This is a genomic window from Flavobacterium sp., assembly GCF_040382755.1.
Lineage (GTDB): Bacteria > Bacteroidota > Bacteroidia > Flavobacteriales > Flavobacteriaceae > Flavobacterium.
This window is the reverse complement of the sequence record NZ_JBEIET010000260.1, coordinates 1-1,496: the sequence shown is the minus strand read 5'-3', so window position 1 is coordinate 1,496 and position 1,496 is coordinate 1. Positions and strand designations below refer to the sequence as shown.

The 1,496-nt window shown below is 33.6% G+C and carries 1 protein-coding gene; it reads right to left on the bottom strand.

The features are described from left to right. Positions 1–1,415: phosphoenolpyruvate carboxykinase (ATP) (gene pckA / locus ABWO04_RS11885; protein ID WP_353079896.1), on the bottom strand; the 1,415-nt coding region annotated here is incomplete at its 3' end. Positions 1,416–1,496 lie beyond the last annotated feature (81 nt).

Sequence of the window (1,496 nt, the reverse complement as noted above, 5' to 3'; positions counted from 1 at the left end):
GCTGCTTTTTCAATTGAACCATCTAAAATGGCATCAATTATAGCTCTTGTGTCTTTAATAGATATTCGTTTTCCAGTTCCATTCCAACCTGTGTTTACCATGTAAGCAGTAGCTTGATGTTGTTCCATTTTTTTTACTAACTCTTCTCCATATTTTGTTGGATGTAAAGTTAAAAAGGCTTTTCCAAAACAAGCTGAAAACGTGGGTTCTGGTTGCGTCACGCCTCTTTCAGTACCGGCTAATTTAGCTGTAAATCCTGATAAAAAATAATATTTTGTTTGTTCAGGAGTTAATTTTGAAACTGGTGGCATCACCCCAAAAGCATCTGCGGTTAAAAAGATAACTTTATTAGCGTGTCCTGCTTTTGAAATCGGTTTTACTATATTGTCTATATGATAAATAGGGTAAGATACACGCGTATTTTGTGTTACAGAACCATCTTTAAAATCAATTTTTCCATTAACATCAACAGTAACATTTTCTAATAAGGCGTCTTTTTTTATAGCTTTAAAAATATCTGGTTCGTTTGCCGCACTTAAATCAATAGTTTTTGCATAGCAACCGCCTTCAAAATTAAATACACCATCATTATCCCAACCGTGTTCGTCATCACCAATTAATTCGCGTTTAGGATCCGTAGATAAGGTTGTTTTTCCTGTTCCAGAAAGTCCGAAGAAAACAGCTACATCGCCATTTGTTCCTTTATTTGCAGAACAATGCATCGATGAAATTCCTTGTAAGGGTAAGTAATAATTCATTAAGGCGAAAAGTCCTTTTTTCATTTCTCCACCATACCAGGTACCACCAATTAATTGAATTTTTTCAGTTAAATTAAACGCAACATACACTTCCGAATTTAATCCGTGTGCAGCGTAATCTTTAAACGATGTTTTAGAACCATTCATCACCACGAAATCAGGCTCTCCAAAGTTTGCTAATTCTTCTTTGGTTGGTCTGATGAACATATTTGTTACAAAGTGCGCTTGCCAAGCCACTTCCATAATGAAACGAACTTTTAAACGTGTGTTTTCATTTGCGCCACAAAACGCATCTATTACAAAAAGTCTTTTTCCTGATAATTGTGTAGAAGTAGTTTCTTTTAAGGCATTCCAAGTTTCTGTTGAAATTGGTTTGTTATCGTTAACCGCTTTTTCAGAATTCCACCAAATGGTATTTTCAGTTGTGCTGTCTTTTACTATATATTTGTCTTTAGGAGAACGACCTGTAAATTCACCCGTCATTACATTAACAGCACCAAGTTCTGTTAATTGACCTTTTTCATAACCTTGAAGGTTGTTATTTAACTCTTCGTTATAAAGTAAATCATATGAGGGATTATATACGATTTCGGTAATATTTTTGATTCCATATTTTTCTAACGAAATCGATTTCGTAAATTGAGCGTAGGTATCCATAAAATTATAAGTTATGTTGCTTTTATTTAAAGTGCAAAATTAAACAATAATTTGACAAATACGCGTTTTCTGTTATTTTTT